The organism is Kitasatospora sp. NPDC002551, assembly GCF_040296005.1.
Classification (GTDB): Bacteria; Actinomycetota; Actinomycetes; order Streptomycetales; family Streptomycetaceae; genus Kitasatospora.
The window spans coordinates 1-20,470 of sequence record NZ_JBEOWI010000077.1; the positions used below are offsets into that span (position 1 = coordinate 1).

18 protein-coding genes are annotated in these 20,470 nt (G+C 71.8%); 7 read left to right on the forward strand and 11 right to left on the reverse strand.

The window, feature by feature from the left end:
• Nucleotides 1-101: 101 nt before the first annotated feature.
• From ABT093_RS36780 to ABT093_RS36790, 3 genes are all read right to left on the reverse strand, one after another.
• Entirely contained in the window at nt 102-413 is a 312-nt protein-coding gene (locus ABT093_RS36780) for a hypothetical protein (protein WP_350571732.1), read from the reverse strand.
• A gap of 81 nt (nt 414-494) precedes the next feature.
• On the reverse strand, nt 495-1,037 hold the full coding sequence (locus tag ABT093_RS36785; protein WP_350571733.1) for a hypothetical protein: 543 nt from the start codon (nt 1,035-1,037) through the stop codon (nt 495-497).
• 52 nt (nt 1,038-1,089) lie between these two features.
• On the reverse strand, nt 1,090-1,707 hold the full coding sequence (locus tag ABT093_RS36790; protein WP_350571734.1) for a hypothetical protein: 618 nt from the start codon (nt 1,705-1,707) through the stop codon (nt 1,090-1,092).
• 360 nt (nt 1,708-2,067) lie between these two features.
• Between ABT093_RS36790 and ABT093_RS36795 the strand changes: the two genes are divergently transcribed.
• Complete coding sequence (locus ABT093_RS36795; RefSeq protein ID WP_350571735.1) at nt 2,068-2,742, forward strand: hypothetical protein; 675 nt, start codon at nt 2,068-2,070, stop codon at nt 2,740-2,742.
• Nucleotides 2,743-3,046: 304 nt separating this feature from the next.
• Here the strand turns inward: ABT093_RS36795 and recD2 are convergent, their stop codons facing one another.
• The 3 genes from recD2 to ABT093_RS36810 form a co-directional block, all read right to left on the reverse strand.
• Nucleotides 3,047-5,314 (reverse strand): SF1B family DNA helicase RecD2, encoded by a 2,268-nt coding sequence (gene recD2, locus ABT093_RS36800; RefSeq protein ID WP_350571737.1) that lies wholly within the window; start codon nt 5,312-5,314, stop codon nt 3,047-3,049.
• A gap of 100 nt (nt 5,315-5,414) precedes the next feature.
• Entirely contained in the window at nt 5,415-6,215 is an 801-nt protein-coding gene (locus ABT093_RS36805) for a hypothetical protein (RefSeq protein WP_350571738.1), read from the reverse strand.
• A 234-nt stretch (nt 6,216-6,449) separates the two neighbouring features.
• Nucleotides 6,450-8,048 carry an RNA-guided endonuclease InsQ/TnpB family protein gene (locus ABT093_RS36810; protein WP_350571739.1) on the reverse strand — a complete coding sequence of 533 codons (1,599 nt, stop codon included), beginning with the start codon at nt 8,046-8,048 and terminating at the stop codon, nt 6,450-6,452.
• Nucleotides 8,049-8,709: 661 nt separating this feature from the next.
• Between ABT093_RS36810 and ABT093_RS36815 the strand changes: the two genes are divergently transcribed.
• Entirely contained in the window at nt 8,710-8,976 is a 267-nt protein-coding gene (locus tag ABT093_RS36815) for a hypothetical protein (protein ID WP_350571740.1), read from the forward strand.
• Nucleotides 8,977-9,112: 136 nt separating this feature from the next.
• Here the strand turns inward: ABT093_RS36815 and ABT093_RS36820 are convergent, their stop codons facing one another.
• Entirely contained in the window at nt 9,113-9,454 is a 342-nt protein-coding gene (locus tag ABT093_RS36820) for a hypothetical protein (protein WP_350571742.1), read from the reverse strand.
• Nucleotides 9,455-9,636: 182 nt separating this feature from the next.
• Here ABT093_RS36820 and ABT093_RS36825 point away from each other — a divergent pair, with 182 nt between their 5' ends.
• Nucleotides 9,637-10,215 carry a P-loop NTPase family protein gene (locus ABT093_RS36825; protein WP_350571743.1) on the forward strand — a complete coding sequence of 193 codons (579 nt, stop codon included), beginning with the start codon at nt 9,637-9,639 and terminating at the stop codon, nt 10,213-10,215.
• Here the strand turns inward: ABT093_RS36825 and ABT093_RS36830 are convergent.
• The 4 genes from ABT093_RS36830 to ABT093_RS36845 all read right to left on the reverse strand — a co-directional run bounded on the left by ABT093_RS36830 (nt 10,184) and on the right by ABT093_RS36845 (nt 17,790).
• Nucleotides 10,184-11,221 carry a hypothetical protein gene (locus ABT093_RS36830; RefSeq protein ID WP_350571744.1) on the reverse strand — a complete coding sequence of 346 codons (1,038 nt, stop codon included), beginning with the start codon at nt 11,219-11,221 and terminating at the stop codon, nt 10,184-10,186. The two genes, ABT093_RS36825 and ABT093_RS36830, sit on opposite strands and share 32 nt — an antisense overlap.
• A gap of 391 nt (nt 11,222-11,612) precedes the next feature.
• Nucleotides 11,613-14,537, reverse strand: a complete 2,925-nt coding sequence (locus ABT093_RS36835; protein ID WP_350571745.1) for a coiled-coil domain-containing protein — start codon at nt 14,535-14,537, stop codon at nt 11,613-11,615.
• 1,106 nt (nt 14,538-15,643) lie between these two features.
• Nucleotides 15,644-16,876 (reverse strand): NsdA family TPR-like regulatory protein, encoded by a 1,233-nt coding sequence (locus ABT093_RS36840; protein ID WP_350571746.1) that lies wholly within the window; start codon nt 16,874-16,876, stop codon nt 15,644-15,646.
• Between the two features lie 179 nt (nt 16,877-17,055).
• Complete coding sequence (locus ABT093_RS36845; protein WP_350571748.1) at nt 17,056-17,790, reverse strand: UTRA domain-containing protein; 735 nt, start codon at nt 17,788-17,790, stop codon at nt 17,056-17,058.
• Nucleotides 17,791-18,157: 367 nt separating this feature from the next.
• On the opposite strand from ABT093_RS36845, the gene ABT093_RS36850 reads away from it, so the two are divergent.
• The 4 genes from ABT093_RS36850 (at nt 18,158) to ABT093_RS36865 (ending at nt 20,444) form a co-directional block, all read left to right on the forward strand.
• On the forward strand, nt 18,158-18,544 hold the full coding sequence (locus tag ABT093_RS36850; RefSeq protein ID WP_350571749.1) for a hypothetical protein: 387 nt from the start codon (nt 18,158-18,160) through the stop codon (nt 18,542-18,544).
• On the forward strand, nt 18,541-18,696 hold the full coding sequence (locus ABT093_RS36855) for a hypothetical protein (RefSeq protein ID WP_350571751.1): 156 nt from the start codon (nt 18,541-18,543) through the stop codon (nt 18,694-18,696). The genes ABT093_RS36850 and ABT093_RS36855 overlap by 4 nt, the downstream gene beginning before the upstream one ends.
• A gap of 1,018 nt (nt 18,697-19,714) precedes the next feature.
• Nucleotides 19,715-20,020 carry a hypothetical protein gene (locus tag ABT093_RS36860; RefSeq protein ID WP_350571753.1) on the forward strand — a complete coding sequence of 102 codons (306 nt, stop codon included), beginning with the start codon at nt 19,715-19,717 and terminating at the stop codon, nt 20,018-20,020.
• Nucleotides 20,021-20,165: 145 nt separating this feature from the next.
• On the forward strand, nt 20,166-20,444 hold the full coding sequence (locus ABT093_RS36865) for a WhiB family transcriptional regulator (protein WP_350571754.1): 279 nt from the start codon (nt 20,166-20,168) through the stop codon (nt 20,442-20,444).
• Nucleotides 20,445-20,470: the final 26 nt, after the last annotated feature.

Here is a 20,470-nt window from a genome sequence, read left to right on the forward strand (position 1 = left end):
GGGGGGGGGGGGGGGGGGGGGGGGGGGGGGCGCGGGGGGGTGCTGGCCGGCGCCGCGCCCCCCCCGCCGGACGGTCCGGTTCCGCGCCCGCGCCTTGCCGCTCAGGCGGGGGCGGCGCCCGGGGTTCCGGTCATCACCATGACGCGGACGTCGACCGCGGTGCCGCGCCGGTTGATCGCGTCGACCTGGTTCCTCTGCTCGGGGTCGAGCACGGCCGGGTCCTGCAGGATGACGACGTACCGGCCCTTGGTGACGGTGTCCGGGTCGCTCGCGCGGCGCTCGACCTCCAGGAGCGCGCGCTGGAGCACCGTGCTGACCTGCTGGGCCGTCGCGTCCGGGCCGAGGGTCTTGCCGGTGGTCAGGCGCCCGAACTCGATCGCCCCTCCGGCCTGCATGGCGATTCGCAGTTCCATGACTACTCCTGCTGTGTAGGGACGAACGTGCTGTCGGTGGATTGCCCCGGCGGGGCGCGGCAGTTCGGGTCCGCCGCCGGGCTAGCGCCTGGTGGGGAGGGATTCGATGTTGTTCTGCCGGATCGCTTCGAGGACGGCGAGGGCCTGGGGGCGGTTGAAGGTGCGGACGGCGGCGGTGATCGGGCCGAGGACGACCCGGCTGCCGCGTGTGCGGGCGGCGTCCTCCAGGAGGCTCGCCAGGCGCTCGGCGGGGTCGTCGAGCCAGGTGCTGTCGGCGGCGGTGCCGCGGGCGAGGTGGGCGATGGCCGTCCACCAGTCGGCGGGCAAGGGTTCGAGGTCCGCGAGCTCCAGGGCGAGGAGCCGTTCGGCCAGGTCGACGGGCAGGCTGCTGTAGGGGCGGCCCCGCTTGGCGCGGGCGATGGCCTTGTCCACGGTGCGGACGGAGGCGCCGCCGAGCTGCTCGGCGACCTCGTCCCGGCCACCGCGGCCGAGGGCTGCGGCGGCGCCGGCGATGGCGGCCGCGCGCCGGTCGGAGCTCTCCTCCGCCTTCTTCCGCAGGTACTCGTGTCCGTCGTCGACTTCGCGGACAACGGTGAGCCAGTCGGGTTCGGCGGTGGTGCTCAAAGCGGGCTCCGATTCTCGGGGTGGCGCGCGGGCCGGCTCGGCCCGCGCGCCGTCAGTCCTCGTCCGGGGTCCGGGCGAGGGTGTCGCGCAGGTCTCGCAGGTGGGCGTTCAGGCCGTCGATCACCAGGGGGCCGGTGTCCATGCTCTCGCGGAACTCGCGGGTGAGGCGGGCCCCGATCTCCAGGAGCTGGGCGTCGGTGGTGCCGGCGGTGACGCCGGCCTCCTCCGCGGTCCAGAGCATGCCGATGCTGTCGGTGCTCCACACCTCCAGGACACCGGCCGTGCTGTCCCTGGCGGCCCGGCACAGGGCCTCGATCTCGTCGTAGGCGGCGCGGGCGTCGTCGGTGACGAGGTGTCCGACGTGGTTCTGGCCGTCGAAGTGGACCTCGGAGCCGTCGAGCAGCCGCTGGGCGGCCGGGCGGATCCGCTCCAGCAGCTCGTTGGCCGGCCCGGCGGTCAGCGCGGGGATGTCCCAGCGCAGGTCGAGGCCGTATCGGACCGATCCCGGGGTGGCGGAGCCGACCTGCGCGTCGTAGGAGGCGAGGAGGATCCCGTCCTGGAGTCCGAGCTCGACGTAGGGCTGCTGGGGCTCCCTCTCGTTCTCGTAGCGGTGGTGGAGTTCGGCGTCCCCGGTGACCGGGCGGACCCGGACCTCGATGCGCGTCGTCATGGCGTAGCCTCCTGGCTTGGCCCGTGCCGGCGGTAGGACGTCGGCACTCGGCCAGTGCTGTGCCGGGGGAGCCGAATCTCTCCCGGCACAGCAAACACTACCCCCCGGGGTTCAGTTTTTCCATCCCTCGTGCGCCTTTTGCTGTTCGCGCGTGATTTTCACGCCTGGCGTGCAGCACTGAAGGCGGTTCAACACGCTCCAGGGCGACGCGCCCGCACAGGCCGGCCGTCCCGGCCGCGGCCGCCGCGGCGGGGCGCCGGACCGCCCGCGCCCGCCGGACCTGCGTCACCTGGATGGGCCAAACGCGGGAAACGCCGGCAGGTACCGCTTCGCCCGCCACCGGTCCGCCGTTCTCCTGGCATGGAGCTCGCCACCGAAGAAGCCGCCGTCACCATCCAGGTCCTGACCGTCAACGGCAAGCGGATGCCCAAGACGATCTACAGCCAACTGCAGCACCAGAGCCTGCTGGACGACGACTGCACGCTGCGCGGCAAGCCCTGGGGGTACGTCGTCGACCCGAAGTGCTGCCACCGGCTGTCCGTACAGCCGCACTGGCACGTCCTGCACGAACGCGACGGTGAGTTGTGCGTCTGGGTCGTACCGAAGAGCCTCGACGATGCCGAGTACCGTCTGCACGACGGGGTCTACGTAGCCCGGGCAGCGGGCGCCGCGTTCCTCGACGCGTGCGTGCTGGAGAACCGCCGGGGCCGCGACGACTTCTTCCAGGGCCAGATCCTGGACCTCGTCCGCGACGACGAAGTACTGGCCACCATCGAGGACCTGCAGGTCTGCCTGCCCTGCTCCCATCAAGCCGCAGAACTGCTCCGGGTGACCAAGGCCAGCTGGTCGACCAGGAGCGCCGTCGAAGCGGCGGAGGGCGCGCTCAGCGCGAAGTGCCAGGCCCGGGGCAAGGACGCCCGCGAGCTGTACGACGAGCTGGTCACCGACATCCGCTCCGTGAAGCAGGCCCGGACGAACTACAAGTCGGCACTGGAGGTGGTCGGCCGGCTTCCCCAGCTCTTCCTCGGCGCATAACCTGCCGCGGACCGTACCCCACAGGATGCGGGCCCAGCTCCAGGCCGGCCCACGACGGCAGCTCCGCGCAGCGTTCAGGGGAGCGCGGCCCATCATCAAGCCCGTGTGCTGCTCTGACGAAGCCGGCCTCGATGCGGCCGCCGGCCGGGGACGGCGGACCGGCCCGCAGCCGGAGTTCCACCTCATCACCTACGGGATGCGCCCCCAAACCGGCTGGGGACCGGCCTGCCCGCCGGGTCCGGCCCGTGGCACCCGAGCGGGCCAGAAGGAATGATCGCCGAACCGGACCCGGGAAGCGGGCGGGTCAGCACAGGGTGGCCTGCCCGTCGGGATGGCGGGTGGGGCGGGGCAGGACCGTGCTGCCGGTCAGGGCCTCGTGGAGCCTTGGGGCGAGCGAGGAGTTCCGGGGATCGGCCGGCCGCTTGATCGCCGAGGCGAGGGCGTCCGGGTCACCGATGACGACGACGATCCGTCGGGCGCGGGTGACCGCGGTGTAAAGCAGGTTGCGGCGCAGGAGCAGGTACGAGGCGCCCATGGTGAGCGGGACGACGACGATCGGGTACTCGCTGCCCTGGGAGCGGTGGACGGTGATGGCGTAGGCGTGCAGGAGCTCGTCGAGTTCCTCGTATCCGTAGACGGCGGTCACCTGGTCGTCCATGGTGACGTGGAGCCGGCGTTCCTTGTCGTCGATCGCGGTGACGGTGCCGGTGGTGCCGTTGAGGACGCCCTTGCGCGGGTCGTTGCGGATGGCGATGACCCGGTCCTTCAGGCGGAAGGGCCGGCCGTCGGCGAAGTGCTGGGGTCCGCCGTCCTGGTGGGGGTTGACGGCGGCCTGGACGGCCAGGGCGAGGTCGCGGGTTCCGGCCGGGCCCTTGGTCGCGGGAGCCAGGACCTGGACGTCACCCGGCCCCACCTTGTACGTGCCGGGCAGGCGCCGGGTGACGAGGTCGACGACGGTGTCGGTGATCTGGTGGTCCGGCACCGGCAGGAACCAGAACTCGCCGCCGCTGCGGGTGACCTCGCCACGGTTGATCCGCTGGGCGTTGAGGGGGATGGTGCTGGCCCCGTCCTGGCGGAAGATCGTGCCAAGCTGGGTCCTGGGGACCTCGGGCACCGACAGGAGGTCGCTCAGGACCTGGCCGGCGCCGACGCTCGGCAGCTGGTGGACGTCGCCGACCAGCAGAAGGTGGACTCCGGGAGCGAGTTTGCCCAGGAGCCGGTCGAACAGCGCCACGTCCAGCATGGACGCCTCATCGATGACCACCAGGTCGGCCTCCAGGGGGTCGTAGGCGTCGAAGAGGCTCAGCGGCCCGGTGTCCTCTTCCCGCGGCTTGCCGATCATCCGGTGCACGGTGCCGGCCGGGCGGCCCGTGATCTCCTGCAGGCGCTTGGCGGCGCGGCCGGTGGGCGCGGCCAGGCCGACCCGGCCGCCGACCGCTTCGACGAGGTCGAGGATCGCCTTTACGGTGAAGGACTTCCCGCAGCCGGGGCCGCCGGTCAGCACGGACACGGGCTCGGTGACGGCCATCAGCACGGCCGCCTCCTGCTCCTCGGTGAGCCGGCTGGCGCTGTCCAACAGCGGCAGCGGACCCTTGCGCCACGGACGCAAGGCGCCCAGGCGCGTCGTGGTGGCGCGCAGCCGGGCGATGCGCGAGGCCACCGAGGTCTCCGCCGCGTGCAGGCGCGGGGTGAACACCGCCGGACGCAGCCGGCCGCGGTGGGGCAGGTCCTGGAGGACGACCCGGCGTTCGGCGGCGAGGACGTCGAGCTGGGCCGGCAGAAGGTCACCCAGGCTCTCGTCGCGCAGGTTCTCCACGGTCTGGCGGAACAGCTCGGTGGCGTAGAGGAAGCTCTGGCCGTCGCGGCGGGCGGAGTCCTCAAGGGTGTGGACCAGGGCGGCCTGCAGCCGTGCAGGGCTGCGCTCCGGCCAGCCGAGCGCGAGGGCGAGCTTGTCGGCCGTGGCGAACCCGATCCGGAAGACCTCAGTGAGCCGGTACGGAGCCTCCTGGACGATCTCCAGCACGTCGGCGACGTCGTGGGCCTCCTGCCGCTCCACGCGGAAGTGGTGGGCAATCCGGGGCGCGTGGCTAGGGGAGATCCCGGCGCTCTGCAGAAGCACCATCAGCTGGCGGATCTCCTGGTGAACCTGCCAGGCCTCAACGATGCCGGCGTAGCGGGCGTCCCCGATCAGGTGAACCTCCCGCAGCCGCTCGGGGGTGGTGTCGATGACCTGCAGGGTGTCCAGCTTGAAGTGGTCGACGATGGCGTCGGCCAGCTTCGGCCCGATGCCGCGCACCAGGCCGGAGGCGAGGTACTTGCGGATCGCGTGGATGGTGGCCGGCTCGACGTAGCGGCACTCCACCGCGTGGAACTCCGGCCCGTGCGAGGGGTGCTGGGCGTGGGTGCCGGTGAGCTGGAGCGTCTCGCCGGGCTGGACACCGACGAGGATCTCACCCTTGGCGGTGAGGCTCTGCCCGCCCTCCAGGCCCAGCCGCAGGGCGGTGAAGCCGTTGCTGCCGACGTACAGGATCCGCTCGACGATGCCGTCCACCGTCGCCGGGGGCTGCGCCATGGTGGGTTTCCTCGTGCTCTCTCGTCACGTGCTGCGGGGACCCGCTCCCGCACGCAGTAAGGGCCGACGGGTCTGTCCCGGGCGGGAACCCGTCCAGGATTCAGGGGGTCGGGGCGCAGCGGCCGCAGGTCTTGTAGGCACGGCCGCCCTTCGGACCGGTGCGCTCGGCCATCCAGACGCGGGCCTCCGCGGCGTCCATCGCCTTCCAACGCGGGTAGTTCCGGTCGTACTCCAGGTCGGAGTGGCCGCTGTGACGGTCGACCGAGTGCGCGTACCGGCGCAGCTCGGTGGTGTAGGCGTCCCCGGCCGGACGGGCGTAGGCCTGCGGCATAGCGCGCCGGACAACCGAACAGGTCACCTCGTGCAGGCCGCTGCGGCCGGCGATGAAGGGGTACGCCTCCGGCTTCGAATACCGGGCCCACAGGTCGTCCGCGGCGTCGAGCTCGCCCTCGAACCAGTCGCGGTGCGCTCGGCAGACGGGGCAGTCGCGGGGGTCCTGCCAGCAGCGGACCTCCAGGTCGCCCTCGTCCTCAAAGGTGTAGGCCTCGAACGGGACGTACAGTTCGCGGGCCGCGCGCAGGAGCAGTTCCCGGGCCTGGGCGGGGTCGGCCCGGCCGTCCTGGACCAGGTCCAGGAGGTCGAGGACGGCCGGCAGTTCGATGCTGTAGCCCCACCCGTCGCGGACATCGCGTTCCCGTTCCCGGGGGAACACCTTCGCGAAGTCGAACATCACGCCGGGGAAGCACACTCCAGTGCCGAGGTTGACGTCGACCCGTCCCTGGCCCAGGAGGGCGATGCCCGCCTCGACAGCCTGGCGCGGCACCGTGACCGCACCGCGGGCACCGTCACGCACGGAAGGGTTGCCGCTGCGCCGCTGCCCGGTCTTCCTCTTGCTGCCCATGAAGCCTTCCTGCGCGTCGTGGCGCCCCCGGTCGTGCTGGCGGACGCCGTACGGAGAGGTGTTCGGGTCGCTCCCTGCACGCGCGGGCCGGACCGGACGGAGGGGAACGAGCTGGACATCGTCACAGGGTCGCTCCCTGCACGCGCGGGCCGGACCTGCGGTCCGTCGGGTCGTGATGCAAGGGTGTGGGTCGCTCCCTGCACGCGCGGGCCGGACGCTTCTTGACCTGCTGGTTTAGAAGAGCGTCGGCTGGTTGTGCGTGAGTGGGAGCGCCAGCGGATCGCTCCGCTGGGGTGGCAGCTGGCCGGGCGGCCGGCTGTCTTCCCGTTTCATCGCGCTCTGCCGACGGCCCCGGAGGACTGCCGGTCTTACGTGCGCTCCACGGGCGTCCTCCTTGCGAGAGGCCGCCCCTCTACCAGGGGCGGTGGGTGGTACGGGACGGGCGTGGACTGCGATGTTGCGGGCCGCGTTGATGTCGCGGTCCAGACTCAGGCCGCAGTGCCCGCAGTGGTACTCCCGGTCGGCGAGCGTGAGGCGTGGATTTTGCTCTCCGCAGGCCGAGCAGGTCTTGCTGGAGGGAAACCAGCGGTCGCAGACCGCCAGTGTGGACCCGTACCAGGAAGTCTTGTAGGTGAGTTGGCGCCGGACCTCGGCCGGCGCGACGTCGAGGACGGACCGGTTCAGGCCGGCCTTCTGTGGCACCTTCCGGCCGGGCCGCTCCGTGGTGCCGCGCGCCGACGCGGTCATCCCCGTCACATTGAGGTCCTCCACCGCGACGACCGCGAACCTGGTGGTGAGTTGCTTGGTCAGCTCGTGGATACCGCCTGCGCGGCGGACGGCGACGTCGTGGTGCAGCCGGGCCACCCGGCGCTTCGCCTTCTCCCTCCTCTTCGAGCCCTTCTGGGCTCGGGACAGCGCGCGTTGGGCCTTGGCCAGGCGTTTGGCGGCTTTGCGCAGGTGGCGGGGGTTGGCGATGAGGTCGGTGGCGGGGTCGTCGGGGTTCAGGGGCTGGGAGAGCGCGGCGGTGACTTTGACGCCGAGGTCGACGCCGACCGTGCCGCGCTCGGCCTGCCGCCGGGTCGGAGTGTCGGGCACTTCCTGCTGGACCTTCACCAGGACGGAGGCGTACCAGCGGTGCCCGCTGCGGGAGACGGTGACGGACTGCACCACGGCCTGACCCCGGTCAACGAGCCGGGCCAGGCGCTTGCCGGAGTCGTGCAGCCGCACCTCGCCGAGCTTCGGCAGCCGCAGCCGCCGGTACCCGACCAGCCGGATGCCCGGCTTCTTCACGTCGTGGGGCAGGCGGAAGCTGTCCCGGCAGCGGCCCTTCTTCTTGAACCGCGGGTAGCCGACCCTCCGCCCCGCTCGCGCACCCTTCAGCGAGTCCAGCCAGTTCTTCCACGCGGCGTCCGCGTCCCGGAAGGCCGACTGGAAGCAATACGAATTGACCTCGTGAAACCACGGACACACCCCGTCCGTACCGGCACGGGAGTCACCCCTGGCCTGGGTCCACGCCTTCTGCACCGCGGCGCTGTTCGGCAGCGGCACCTTCACCTGCCTCCGCGCGGCTACCGGCTCCACACCGGAGCCGACCAACGTGTCGACCTGGGACCGCCACTCCTGGTGCGCGGCGACCTTCGCCGCCAGCGCGTGGTTGAACGCCCACCGCGCCGCACCCGCGTACCGCGCGAGCTCCGCGAGCTGATGGCCAGTCGGATCCAGGGCGAACCGGAACGCCCTCAGAATCTCCCGCTGCAAGGCACAGTTCACCCCATCCGTGACCGCTCGGCTACGTTCAGCGATACCGTAGCGGTACCCGCCGACAACCAGCACATCAACTCTGAGAACGACGGCCCCTCCCGCGGACCCACCAGGTCACCACCCCGCCTCACGGTCCGCCGCCCGGCGCCCACAGCGCCTCGCTCACCGGAGCCGGCGATGGCCGTCCTCCCCGCCGTCACGGGAACGGCCTCGGAGGCGGCGGGCGCAGACCTGCCACCTCTCGCCGGACGATCGCCGACGAAGGCACGGCCGTGCCGGCCAGCCGCCGCCGGAACCTTCGGCAGAGGCGACACCAGCCCACCCCTGCACCGGCCGCCGTCAGCATCCCGCCTCCCGGGATGCCCACCGCGCGGCTACGGCAGCCCGGGCCCGCTCCCTGCCCACGACGTTCGGGTCCACCGGCACCACCCCAGCACCCCGCTCCTGACGCGCGGCAGCCCGGGCCCGGTGTTCCTCCACCACCACCAGCCGCCGCCGCAGCAGCCACTCAGCAGCCCGCGCCCGGGCCTCCTCCGACCGCTTCCGCTGCGTCTTCTTGCCCATACCTGCCCCGTCCCGTGCCGATTCATCCCTCTCAACGCGGTACGGCCACTTTCGTCACGTCTGCCAGATCTTCGGCCCTGCGAAAGTCCTGGAGCGTTGACCTGCAAAAACGCTTGCCCTGACGCCTCCCGCGGTGGAAGGTGAGGCACCCACCAGCCACGGAGGCCCCATGAGACCCAACGCCGACCAGGAGCTCACCATCCAGCGGGCAGCAGAACGCATCGCCGCCCTCACCAGCACCCCGTCCGGCTACAGCGTCAGGTCCGCCGTCCAGGCCCGCGCCATCCTCACCGACCTGGACCGGCAGGGACTCCTCGACACAGAGAACTTCGCCCAGGCCTTCGCCTCCACCGGCGCACCCGACCCCTGCGCGGAGCACGTCCGGCAGTTCGTCGCACAGGTGATCGCCAACAGGTCCTGGCTGCTCACCGGATGACGGAGTTCGACCCCGAAGCGCGGCTCCGCGCGGCCCGGTCCGTCGCGCGGTACGCAGGCGACGGCGTGGCGGCGGGCGGTTCCGGATTGCGGCGGCGTCGAGCCCACCCGGTGCCGAACGCCGACAGAAGACGTGCTCAGACCAGCAGGACCATCAGGACCACCATGACCGTGAAAACGCAGCCGGCCGTGACCGCCACAACGCGGGGGGACTGGGCGCCCGGCTCGAAGAGCAGCCACATGCTCGATCCGACGAGCGCCCCGATCCTGGTGAACAGCGCGAGGCGCTGCAAGCCGGCCTCGCCCAGGCCCAGGAGCAGCCCCGCCTTCGACGTCGTCCACCCGGCCACGACGCAGAGCACCACGGTGACGACACCCCACCAGATCCAGCCGCCCCACCGGCGGTCGTCCCGGCTCCGAGTCGCCCGGTAGACGTAGGTGTGGAATCGCCGGTGCATCCGCAGCAGCCCTGAGGTCATGCCGACAGTCTGCCGCAGGCGCCCAGCCGACCTTCGGCGTTCACGACATCCGGCCAACGCCCGCAACCGAAGCGAGCCGACGGCCCGACCACCTGGCGCGGCCCGCAGCGGCCGAGGGTCGCTCCAGCCATCGAACAATCAGCCCGGCTGAGTCACCAGGCCCGGCCGTGGGTACGGTCGCCATGGTGGACGACAGCATGGACAAGCCCCCCGCCGCCGGGGCCGGGACGGGCAACACCGACACAGTGCTGGTGGTGGTGCGCGGACCCAGCGGCGCAGGGAAGTCCAGCACCGCCGCCCGGATCCGCTCCGCCTACGGCCGCGGCCTGGCGATCGTCGGGCAGGACCAACTGCGCCGGGAGGTGCTCCGCGAGCGGGACGTCGCCGGCGGAGCGAACATCCCCTTGATCGGCCTGGTGGCCCGGCACGCACTCGATTCCGGCTTCCACACCGTCGTCGAGGGCATTCTCGACGCCGACCGGTACGGCGCGATGCTCACCGACCTGGTCGCCGCCCACCGCGGGCGCAGCTTCCTCTACTTCCTGGACGTCGGCTTCGACGAGACGGTGCGCCGGCACGCGACCCGGCCGCTGTCCGCCGAGGTGAGCGCCGAGCAGATGGCCGACTGGTACCGGCCGCTGGACCTCCTGCCCGGCGGCATCGAACACGTCATCGGCGAGGACAGCACGCTGGAAGCCACGGTCGCCCGGATCCTGGCCGACACGGCCCTCACCCCGCCGGGCTGGGCACCGCGTCCGTGAACCGCGCCCGGCCGGCCTGAGCGGGGGTGCGTGACGGGGGCAGGACGACTCCGTGGCTCTGTGCCAGCGGCCCGGGGCGCAGTGTCCACGGCACCGGTGCGGTCTCGGTCAGCCAGCCCTCCTCCAACAGACCCACGACGATGCGCTGCCGCATCGGCCTGCGGACCTGCCAGCCGACCGCCTGGCAGAGCTGCGAGTAGGAGGGGCCGTGGCCGTGGCGGGCCCGGAAGACCACGGTGGCCTCGGCGGCGGTCCGTCCGGCGTCCGGGTGGTCACTCGCCCACCGGCAGTGGGCAGCTTCGGTGTCCTCGGTGCAGGGCCGGGGCGGGGTGGGCATGAAGCCTTCCGCCACCAGGGCCCGCGGATACAGGCACAGCGGGCACGACTCGACCGCGTGGATGTGCCGCTGCAGCGCGGGAGACGCCGAGTCCCTCCAGACCTTCCAGGCGTCGGAGTCGTACCGGAACCCCCGCAACTTCGCCTTCTTGCGGTCCCGCTGCGCCTTCCGGCCCGCTGCCTTCTCCTTCCAGGTCCGCGGGCGCTGGCCGACCAGGTGCGCGAAGTCGACGTTCAGGAGCCAGCGGTACTTCGGAAGCTCGACCCCGAAGCCGCTCTCGGCGAGCTCTGGCAGCGCGGCCCGGCAGGGGCCGGGGAGCCCGAGCGGGACAACCCCAACCCGAGACGCGGAGCAGTGCGCGGCGAGGGCCAGAGCGGCCAACCGCGCCGGGGTGGAGAGCCCTGCGACCGGCGCGGCGTTCAGCACCTGGGCGGCCCAATCGCCGACCCAGGTGCGCCCGGCTTGCTGCGGCGGCAGCAGGTGGTCGACCCAGTCGGGAAGTTGGGGCACGGTCAGAACGGGGGACGATCGCGCTCCCTGGGTGGCCGGCGTTCCGGCCCGCCAGCCGGCTGCCCTCAGTGCCGCGACGGCTGCCCGCGGGTTGTCCAGGTTCAGCGCGGCCACGTCCTCGCGGAAGACGCCGGATCCGCTCCGCATCGCCGTGGCCACGGCGAGGAGCTGGGCCTCAGAGTCTGGCAGGCGGCGTGCGAAAACCCAGGCCAGGAGATCGCGGAGTGCTGCGCCTTGATGGTGCGTCAGTAGTGGCCGGGCGGCCAGGCGGTGGTGTGGCCGATCCGGGTGGGTCTGCGGCGGGACGGGTGAAGAATTCACGGCAGGTCCAACGCCCTGCCCCGGCCGCAGGTCACCACCGCGGCCTGCGCCGAGCGCCGGAACGTGGGGCGCGCGGACGGGCCGGTCAGCCACCGTCCGCCCCGGCGTTTCGACGGGTTGGGTGGACGTGGCGGGCCGTGCTGCGAGCGGTGCGGATCTGCCAGCGGACCAGGTGGGCCCTCTCCTCCTGGTGCTCGGGGTGGCGGGCGGCCGGCCGGAGGGGACGTCGTCACAGTTCAGCCTTCCGGGCCTTCGATGCTCCGGCCCGCTCGCGCCGCCGCTGGACCTCGGCCACCAGCCGGGCCAGGTCCTGCTCCGCGACCCGCAGGCACGCGGCGTCCGCCGCCCGCTCGGCCCCGGCCCGCGCGGCCCGCTCGCCCTGGTAGGCCCGCAACCGCAGCTCCGCGTCGAACGCCGTCTGCGCCGCGGACTGCGCCCGGTCGGAGTCCATCAGCCACTCCAGCGCCTCCTGGCGGTACGCCGCGATCATCCGCTGCACCGCCGACAGCTCGGCCCGCACCCGCACGTCCTCGGCCGCGCCGGCCCGGGCCTCATCCCGCGCCTGCCGCACCTCCTGGCGGGTCTGCTCCCACACCTCGCGGACCGAGGCGTAGACCGACAGCCTCGCCCGAGCCGCCACCGCCATGTCGATGCACTCCCGCACCGCCGCGCGCAGCTCCCGGTCCAGCTCGGCGGCCAGGCGCTCGTTCACCGCCGCCCGAACCAGGTCCGCACCGACCGCGCCCCGACCCGCCTCGCCGACGGCCGGGGCCGCGGGCTGCGGCTCCGTCCGGGCAAGCCAGTCCGCGACCACGGCGAGCTGCTGCTCCAGCAGCCAACGGGCGGCCCGGTCGCGGGCCTGCTCGGCGTCCGCCTGGGCCTGCTCGCGGGCGGCGGCCTTGCTGGGGTAGCGGTGGGCAGCGCGCATCACCGCGCCGTGCGCGGCATCAGCCTCGGCCCGGGCCCGCTCCGACCCGGCGAAACACTCCACGGCGAGCTGGCGGTAGTCGGCCAGCAGCAGCTTGACCGCGCCGAGCTCGGCGATCTGCCCAGCCCCGTCGATCAGACCATCGACCGCCCCGCGCCGCGCGAACTCCCGCGAGCTCGCCAGGTGCTCCACCAGGCCCTCCCGCACCTGACGCACCGACCACTCATCGGCCAGGTCGGCCAGGAACGCCAGCGCCACCACCAGGCACTCCCGCTCCACCTCGGCCATCTCGCGGGTACGGGCGCAGCTCCGGCACAGCCCGCCGGCCTGCTCGGCGCCGCAGTCCGCACACGGCACCGCCAGCCGGGCACGCTCAGCCGCCGCCGCCCGCGCCTCCCGCTCCGGCCGCTGCGCCTCCCAGCGGGCGGCCTCCTCGCGGGCCCGCCGCTCGGTCTCGACCTGGACAGCGGCGCGCTGTGCGGCGTGCTCGGCCAGGGCCTGCTCGATCGGAGCCTGCCGCTGCTCGAAGTCCGCGCCCGGCATCTGCTGGACGACCTGGCGGATCACGGCGCGACGGGTGGCACGCCGGTCCTGGACCCGCAGGTCGCAGTTGCAGTCGGCGTCGCTGCCGGCACGGATGCCGTTGTCGCAGGCGGGGTGCGAGCACCACCGTTCCTGGGGCAGCCCGCGCTTGAGGAACCAGCCGACCGGGTCCGTGACGGTCGGGTTGCCCTGGCTGCGCTGGCGCTTGAGCCGGAACGCCAGCCGGGCGGCCAGGGCCTCCGGCGCGTCGTCGACGCCGGTCCACACCGCGATGCCGTCCAGAGCCGTCCGGACGTGCTTGAGCACGAAGTCCCTGGTGGAGGGGTTGGTCAGGCGCACCCACAGGTCCTCGGCGGGCGAGAGGGCCCGCGCCAGGTAGCCGTCCGAGGGCAGGCCGACGTACGGCACCGGCTGGTCCGGTGCCACCCCCTGTGGCGCCTGGGTGTTCTGGTCGAGCTGGGTGTTCGGCTGTTCCCCGCGAAGCGGGTCCTCCGCAGCCCCGACGAGCCGCAGCTTGGGCAGGCCGGACTCCGGGCCGTCCTCGCGCGCGCCCGCGCGCTCCGGCCGACGGTGGCCAGCCCCAACGGCGCAAGCGCCGGAAGAGCCATCCACTTCGTCAGCAAAACCACTAGGAGTAACCACTAGAGCGTGGGGAGCGTGGAAGTCGGCACTCGCCGAAACCGCCACACCCTCCGCCTCAACCTGCGTTTCCGCAGGTCCAGAGCCTGCCGGAGCCTCCGACAGTGCCTCCGGGCTTCCAAGATCTCCTTCGGTACTCACCGAGGGCAACGAAGAACCCGCCGGAGCCTCCTGGACGGCCTCCGTATCCGGGCACCCCGGACCGGCCGCCGGCGCAGCAGCCTGCGGCACCTCGACCTCCCGCAGCCGCGGCCGGGCAACCGAACGCGCGCCCGCGACCTTCTTCGCCGGACGCACCGCCGCGTAGCTCTCGGCCACCGGCAGCAGCGTCACCCGGCCCGTCGGCACCCCGTTCTCGTCCCGCTCGACCTCGGCCGCGTCGTACCCCTCCAGCCGGGACAGCAGCCGGTCGGCCGCCGCGGGCGTGACTGCCTTCGCCCCGCCGCGCATCAGCAGTGCGAGGGTGGCCGCACCCCGGCCCAGCTCCGGGGCCTTCAGGGAGCCGGAGCACAGCTTCAACCGGCCGTTCTCTCGGCACGACAGCACCAGCAGCAGCAGCGCCAGCCGGTCGCTGGCCGCCCCGTGCCGCTGCTCCCGCTCGCGCTGGGCGAGCCGACCGGGCGGGGTCGGCGCCGCGTCCTTCGGCGTGCGGCCCGGACCGAACAACGCCTCGCACAGCCGCATCAGGGTCGCCAGCTCGGAGCGGGTCAGCGCGAGCGGGTGCCGGACGTCGCGGGCACGCCGAAGCCGCGCCACCGGCTCCAGGCTCAGGTCGAGCGCCACCGGCTCGCCGGCGTCGTTGGTGACCACCAGGGTCCGCAGCGCGCCCTTCGCGCGCAGCGGCGGCAGCACCTTGTGGCTGACCATGGAGACGCTCACGCCCAACCACTTGGCGAGCTCGCCGGACCAGAGCACGGTCCGGCCGCTCTCCACCGCGCCCTTGGCGAGAACCACCACAGCGGCCAGACGCGCGGCATCCGGCAGGCCGGCCACCGACTCGTCCGCCAGCAGGGCGTGCACCGCCGCCTGCAGCCGAAGCCGCATCGGCTCACCCAGAAGCAGCGCCTCCGGCGAAACCGCCTGGTTCGGGACAGCACGAAGCCACCCACGGCCGCGGGGGGCGCGGGTGGGCTGGGTGCTGGCCGAGCGCTGGCCCGGCAGGGACATCGCGGGCACGCTCACCGGCCGCTCCGAGCAACTCGGTTGCGGACACAGGAGAGTGACGCTGCGTAACAGAGGTGACGAGCGTCCGAATAAAGGTGGTTTGACAGGCGCGAGGGCATGCCGGACTGGAAATTGGCAGCGTTGTGCTGCATCATGACGGTGCTCTCCAAGCACTAGATGGAGGCATAACGAAGGGCCCCTAGGGCTCTTCTGGTTCTGGGGAGAACCGAACAGCAGGTCGACTGGCCAAGCCCGGCAAGGCGAGGCGGTCACCCACGAGGAACATCTGGGCGCGTCACCGGTTGTGGTAGCCGGCGAGCTCCCGGGCGGCGCCACCGCCATACCTCCCTGGCAGGAGGACAAGCGGATGAAGGCGCCGCCACAGCGGCCTAGGTCATCCCCACCCCCATGCCGAGTCGGCCAGGCGAAGTGGCCGCTGCGGACACCGAGCTCCTGACAACGCGGAGCGCGGAACAACCCGGACGGCTTAGTCCCACAGCAGGTGCGACATGCGAACGGGAAAGCCCAACCCGGCGGACAGTTCCGCTGAGCTGGAAGTCTTCATGCTTAAGGAAGCCCGCAGCGACCGGGCGCGGCAGTGAGCCGCGCGACACCGGCCGGGGCCTATTGCGCCGACGAGCTGAACTCCAGGTACGCTGAATCACAGAGCCACCTCCTAACAGGTGTGCCGAGCCAGTCGAGCGACTTCCACGAAGCTCCTGGCTCGCCAGCCCCGGGTGTGACCGAGACCGGCGGGACTTCCACCCCGCCGCGGTCGCAACGGGGCTCTGGCTTTTCTGCGACCTGAACTAGCTGGCTGGGGCTTCCACTCCCCAACCGCAGTTGCGGTCAGCACCTGATCCTAAACCCTCAGTGGGCTTTCCTCGCCATGCCATTCCCTCTCAGGTGAGCTGTGTCGGCATAGCGAAAGCTCTGGTGATCTGACACTACCCGCTCGTGAGATGGAATGGGGGACAGACGCACCGTCAATGGCCTGCTCGCAGCTCCTTGAGGTGGCAGACGAACTCGATGGCCTCGCTAGCGTGTCCGAATCGACTCTGCAGCACCTGCCCCAGGTCGCCGGCGACCATCGCTAGTGACGGAAGCGACCGACGGTCGCCTTGTAGGGCCCGTTCGCCATAGGCCAGGGCTGTATCCAGGTCCCCGTCGCGGGCGGCAACGACGCCCAGTGTGACTCGGGCCTCGGCGATGCGCATCGGAGCACGCTCTGTGCCATCGAAGTCAGTGCCGGCCCGGATCACCTCGTTGGCCAGCTGCTCGGCCAGCCTGTCTTCGCCGACCTTGCGGTAGGCGTCCATCCTGTAGAAGTCATATTTCGCCGGATCCACCACGAAGTGGTTCTCGATGTTCTCCGGGTACGGAAGCCGCTCCAGCAGCAGACGTCCCTGATCGAGAGCGACCTCGGTCTGCTGCCGATCGCCCAGCCTGGCCCAGGCCTTGGCCTTCTGAGCGTAGAGCTGCGCCGCAACCGACTCGTTCGATGCGACCGAGATGCCGGCCTCGGAGGCCGCGATGACGCCGCGGTAGTCACCCCGGGTCAGCGCGAACCAGGCCCTCATCTCGTGCGCCCACCCCTGGACGCTGAGTTCCCCGGCCTCGGCGCCGAGCATCAGCGCAGCCTGGCGGGTCGCCTCGGCGTCGCGGGGGCGACCGGAGTCGTACTCGACGCAGCCGACCAACAGGCTGAGCTTGCCTGCCAGCGCGATCAGCTCGCGGTGCTGGGCCAGGTTCACCCGCTGGTGTTGAAGGCCGACGACGCGGGCCAGCCACGCCCTGCCTTCGACCAGCAGCTGGTCGGCGGGCATGTAGGCGTACTCGCAGCACAGCCGGTCGGCGGTGATCCGTAGCGCGTCCAGGGTGGCGGTGTCGACGTCGCTGGCGCGGAGTCGGGCGATGATGTCGACGGTGTCCATCCCGCTGACCTGGATGATCTCGGCCCGGCCGTCCCGCTTGCCACGCTCAGGGAAGAACGCGCCGGTGGTCGTCCCAAAGGTCCTGGCGATCTGCGCCTTGTACTTTTTCGGCTCGACTTCGCCAGCTTCCCAGCGCTTCCACTGCCGCAGAAGGTCCTGCTCGACGATCTCAACATCAGACGGCAGGTAGGCGATCAACACCCGTACGGCTTCGAGCTGAGACCACCCGCGGGCGGCCCGTTCCTCCACCATGCGTCGTGCCCAGCTTGGACGGTCGTCGGACATCGCTAGTCCTTCCTGTGAGCGTCGGGTGCGGCGAGTCTGGCATCTGAGCGCTGTGCTGCGGAGGTGACAGATCAGGGTGACATCTCCGATGTCACCCCTGTGTGTCACTTCCAGCGGACTGTCCGTCAAGGCACGGTTACCGAGCCGTTGTTGAGCCTGTGCCCTGGGGGAATGCTGTGCTAGCCGTTGTCCGACGCCATGGGGGCGGAGTAGCTGATGTCAAGGCGCTCTGCGGCTGCCACCAGCCGGGTCAAGGCCTGAGGTTCGTCGGCCTCGTTGACCAGAAGCCGCTCGATCTGGACGACCATCTGCATGGGGGGCAGCCCCAGAGCGTCGGCTTCTGCCTCGGTGGCCAGGCGGTAGTGGATTCGATCGTTGGCCTTGAGTGCGTTGGCGGCTGCGAGGAGGACGTCCAGGGACTCCTCCGAAGCGCTGGCTTCGAGACCAGCGGCACGAAGGACAGAGGATGGGTACCAGCCGCGGTGGATCAGGATCGGCAGGTCCTCGGCACCGTTCTCAGCACGGACGACATGATGCACCTGCTCCACCACTTGGAGCGCATCTTCGGGCAGCGCCAGCTTGATGGCGATGCTCGCCAGCGGCTCACCGAGGTTCTGATCGACCAGCACAAGGCGGCCATCGCCTACCAGGCCAAAGGGGCCGAGGTCGGTGCGGCCCTGTCGTACCAGGTGGATCATCGAACGCCGGAGAACCGGAAGTACTACGTAGCCCTTGCCAGGCACTCCTCGCACGAGGCCGCGCCGGGTCAGCTCGTTGAATGCCTCTCCGACGGTGGTCCTCGATCCGCGCCCTTCGGCGATCAGCTGCTTGGTGCTCGGGAGCACGGCGCCAGCCGGCAGGTCGGCGCAGGCCCGGGCAAGGTCGTCGGCGAGCCGCTCCCACTTACTGGCCACTCCGGCTCCCCCCTTCTTCGCTTGATGGTGACGGTCCAAGTGTTACGGGATAGTCAACCATACGACGGTCAATGTCGGCATCAGTTGTTCCAAGTCGACTTTGAATCGGCAAAGGTCGACCTGTGTCGGCATAGCCTTGACTGCGTCGGGCTGATGTGTCAGAGTTGTCTCGTCGCCAAGCGGAACGGCCTCGCAAGCCGATCGCCGCAGGTGGCAGCCCCAGATCGCTGTGTCGGGCCCGGGATTCGCACCCCGGAAACGGCACAGCGGGCCCAGGATTCGCTGTCCTGGACCCGCTGCTGGAGCAGTACGCCTACTGCTCCTGGCGATCACCTCGACCTCAACGTCACTGAGGGAGCAGATCACCATGAGCATCTTCCCGCAGGCCGGCTCGCCCGGTCACACCGACCCCACGAACACCCCCCTGGCCGTCGCGCCGGTGCTGAACCTCCGCACCGCGCCGGCCGCTCCCGCGGAGCCGCAGGCCTGCCCGGACGACCTGTCCCCGGAGGAGCTCGCCGAGGTCCGCCACTTCGACATCGTCGAGCTCCTGGACCGCGCCGTTCTGGCCGGTGCCGTCGGCACCCTCGACCTCGGGACCGTCACCCTGGAGTGCTACGGGTCCATCGTCTGCGCCCTTGAGGCCGAGGACATCCGCACCGAGGGCGACATCACCACCGTCACCAAGACCACCCGCACGGGCCGGCTCGCCGTGACCGTGCGGGTCGAGGCCGACGGGCAGGTGGCGGCATGAGCGCGCAGGCCAGCCCGCAGGCGCAGAAGAGCGGGGGCCGGCCGGTGCCGACGCCGCCGATCCCCGCCCAGACGGCCGCCCAGTTCGCCAAGACCTGCCGGGCCCACGCGGACCGGGTCGCCGAGGCGGCCACCGGGACGGGTGGTCGGTGATGGGTGACAAGCGCTTCCTCGCCTTCGGGCGGATCGAGAACGGCTCGGTCATCCGGCACGACGTCTCGGCCAACCGGGTTGGGGCCGACAGGGAAGTCCCGGCGTGCGGCAAGGCCGACAGGGCTTCTCGGGGGCGGGGCACCACGGTGCCGCCCGCTGAGCCCCGCCAGGTCTGACATCCCTCCCGAGCAGCAGCTCTAGCAACTGCCCATGCCCCGCGAACAACCCGCCTGGCGGGCGCGGGGGTTGGGGACCTGGCTAGGACTCCGCTCCACCATCGACGATCACTCTCCGTGATTACGTGATGGCTTGCCGTAGGTCTACCGAGCGCCCGGAGGCTTCCTCGAAAGGGATTCATCCGTGAGCGCCCGTCACTTGAGAACTCCATAGCGTGTCATGTGCATTGCAGGACCGCCGCGTAAGCGGAGGCCGCAGCCTGGCGTGGATTGCCCCCTCCGGGGAGTAGAACCGCGCCCGGCAGCACCGCAGCTGCTCCCCCTTCGTGCTGGCAGGCACGGCGCCCTCGGGCGCGGGGGACCAGCGGGTCCTGAACGTGAAGACGAGATGAGACAGATCGTCTCCCCGGACGGCAGGGACTGCCGTCGGCGACACAAGACCGGACCATCCGGTTCTGCCCGCATCTGCCAAGCGGCCCGGCTCTGGAGAACACGCCCTACGGCGTGCCACCCGCCCCGCGCGATGTCGCCCTGTTCCAGGTGAGAGACAGAGAGATCGTCACCCGGTCGCCGGCCCCGACAGGCCGGCCAGTCCCGCCCTTCCGGCGGGCGCGTCCAGCCGCTGCGACCGCGCGGCGGCGGGACGCACACCGAGCAGCCCCGTGGCTGCCCTGACCTCCCGGTCATCCGGCCCCCGCGCCAGCACGGCGGCGCTGGAGGGACGACGGCCTTCGGGCTGTAAACCTCACGCCCCGCGCACCAGCGCCGGGCGGCCGAGGCCGGGAGTGATGGGGAGTTCCGGGACCGACCCGGTCCCCTCCACCACACACCCAGGAGGCTCCGTGGCCACCAAGGCCCCCAGCCCCAAGCTCGGCACCAAGAAGCCCACGAACAAGGGCGACGGCGGCGTCGACCCCCAGTGGCGCACCGCCACCGAGAACGAGCTGGTCGCGCGGTTCTCGCCGTTCCAGGAGCGCCGCACCGACTCCCGCTTCGTCTGCCGCTCGGGCCGCTACCCGGACGGCAACACCCCGGACGGCCCCGTCCAGCCGCCCGCGCGCACGCCGGCCAGGACCACCCCGCTCCACCCCTGGCCGCCGGTCCGCCGGCAGCGGCCTGCCCGCACCGACCACCAGGCCGCCGCCTGACCGGCGCCGCCCGGCCCGCGAACTGACCCCCACCCCAGCACCAACCGTCCTTGAAGGAGGACCCGATGTACACCCTCCGCGCCTACGCCAACGGCACCGGCCCCGTGAAGGACAGCAAGTCCAGCAAGAAGGAGGACAGCAAGTGATGACGCTCAAAGCCCGCGAGAGCGGCCGCCAGTGGCGCGACCGCGCCGTGTGCCGCGAAGAGGACCCGGAGCTGTTCTTCCCGGTCGGAAACGTCGGCCCGGCCCTCCTGCAGATCGAGGAGGCGAAGGCGGTGTGCCGCCGCTGCCCGGTGATGGAGACCTGCCAGCGGTGGGCGCTGGAGACCGGTCAGGACGGCGGCGTCTGGGGCGGCATGAGCGAGGACGAGCGGCGCGCGCTGAAGAGCCGCGCGGCCCGCAACCGAGCCCGCACCGCCTGACCGACCGTCCGACCACCGACACCGAG